The sequence below is a fragment of the Qipengyuania sp. L-5Y genome, from assembly GCF_056859455.1.
The window spans coordinates 1-2,211 of record NZ_JBSXOM010000001.1 but is presented as its reverse complement, the minus strand read 5'-3'; the positions used below and the strand labels follow the sequence as shown (position 1 = coordinate 2,211).

Annotated in this window: 1 protein-coding gene and 1 pseudogene; both read left to right on the top strand. The window is 55.5% G+C overall.

The genetic code is table 11. The annotated features are described in order from the left end of the window. A pseudogene (locus AC13F2_RS00010) lies at positions 1-436 on the top strand (ABC transporter ATP-binding protein); the annotation flags it as partial. Positions 437-802: 366 nt separating this feature from the next. Then, complete coding sequence (locus tag AC13F2_RS00005) at positions 803-1,645, top strand: META domain-containing protein (protein WP_482963871.1); 843 nt, start codon at positions 803-805, stop codon at positions 1,643-1,645. The last annotated feature ends 566 nt before the right edge of the window (positions 1,646-2,211 follow it).

The window sequence follows — 2,211 nt, the reverse complement described above, 5'->3', positions numbered from 1 at the left end:
CCTTATCAGTCACGATCGCCACATGGTCGAACTGACTGCGGATCGGCTGATCCTTGTCGATAGCGGCACTGCGACCGAGTACGCTGGAAGCATGCAGGACTACATCGATTTCGTTCTGGGTCGGAACCAGCCCAAGGGAGACCGGCGCAGTGGAGGCGGCAAATCGCGCGGCTCGCGCCGGAATAAAATTGAGCCTCAGGCCCGCGAGGCCAAGTCCGAACTGACCAAAGCCGAAAAAACAATCGAGCGGCTCACAGCTGAAGTCGAAAAACTCGACCGTTCGATCCTTGCAGGCAGCGCGAGCACATCCAAATTGAATGGCGTATCGATGGAAGAGTTGCTGCGAAAGCGTGCCGACACGGTCGATTCCTTGGCAGTAGCAGAAGAAGCATGGCTGGCAGCCGGGGCCGCTCTCGAAGCGATTGGGCAGGTTTAGGGCGGCGAGGGGCGCATTGCGATCTGACCCGACATTTCAATACATTAGTTGTTGCCTGCAGCAGCGCACTCTTGACCTGCGTCTAGCTAAGCTCATTGGGAAATTTCTGTAAGACAACAGAAGTAATGGCTGCTTTGCGGCCTAATCTTGGTCATTCGCTTTATCGCCCTCAGCGTAGTGGAGGGCAGGAACGGGAATGGCATTTTCGAGATGTCGGAGCCAAATCACGCCAAGACTGTTTGTTTTCGAATGAAACACCCTCTCCACGTTGTCCTTCTTGCCTGCGCATGCTGTGCTTCTTTGGCGGCGTGTGACAATTCAGACTACAGAGACAGCGTTGCTAAGATTTCGGAGGAGCAGCTTCGGTTGCTGACATCCCTGAGCGAAATCGAAGGTTTCTGGCTCATAGAACGGTTCGAGGATTTCGAACCCTCATGGCGAGACAACACGCCGTGGCGCGATGCCTATCTTCAAATCGACGACAACAGGATAACCTACAACGTCGGCTGTAATCAGTCCGGCAATCCAGCGTCTATCGGAACGGATGGCATCCTGTACGATACCGGCGACGGATCACGTTTACAAACGTTGAAAGCTTGCGGACCCGAACGCGAGGCCCGCGACGAGCGCTTTTTCGCTTTCTTTGGCAGTAAGCCTGAGGTTCGCAGGATCAGTCCGGGGCGCATCTCGCTCAAGAGCAATGCAGGCGAATTGGTGCTCATAGAGCCAGAGCTATGGCGGCAGGCGCACAAGCCCGATTTCCACGAGATCCAAGGACGTTGGGTGCCGCAAATGTCTACGTCCTACGATGGCTGGAGTTCGGCCGGGTTTGGAATCGAAGATAACCCAGGTATTGTAACGATTGAACCGGAGCGCCTGTCGTGGTCGCGGTGCCCCGATTTACCGATCCCTATACGATGGACGGCAGACGCGAGGCTCGCAACAACAGACAAGATCGATGTAAGTGATTGCCCAGTCGTCGCTCGGAAGACATCCAATGGACCGGACGCAGTTATGACAATGCTGACTGCCGAGCCCGCAGTGATCCGCACCGGAGCGGACCGGATCGTCCTGGTAGAGGGAACAGGCGAAAAAGGTCGTCAGATCGATTTTCGATCAGAGGAAAGCATCCTCAATCCAGCACCACCATCGCCAATGCCGAAAGGCTACATTCCGCCATCGCCTTTTCCGCCTAGCAGTTCCCAGTAGCGCGACAGGCAATTGAAGAGCGAGGTTGCAATCACGCTTCGGTCAGCAATTGATTCGGACGAGATATGCCGCATGTGGCCGTTTATGGGCGCGACCGACGCCGACTGCCTGATTTTGCGATTGTGGCGCCAACGACCGTTAATGGGACGTTAGCCGAATAGCGGCTTTAAGGCTCAATCACCCTTGAGCGGACAGTCACCTACCAAAACAAGTCCGCCAGACTGCTTGCTATGAAACTGCCCGTCAGCAAAGCACCCCTAACTCGCCCAATTACCGTCCCGGAAGAATTTCCTATATGCGGCAACTCGCGATTGGCGGGCGACCATCCTCTGATCGCAAAAAGCCTATCATTCTCGCGTAAGAAGCTAGCGCCGGTATCTTTCGTCGTTGGAGGTGACACATACCTTCATCTAGTGAAGAAGAGCTTCACCCCAGTTTGGCAAAGTTGGCCACCCCCGGTGCCGGCTGTCGTGAGTGGCGTATCGGTGCGGGAGACAGCCCGCCAAGTCCCCCCGCCGCATCGACAACCTTCGAAAGCCTGTCATCATCGATCCGGTAATAGACAA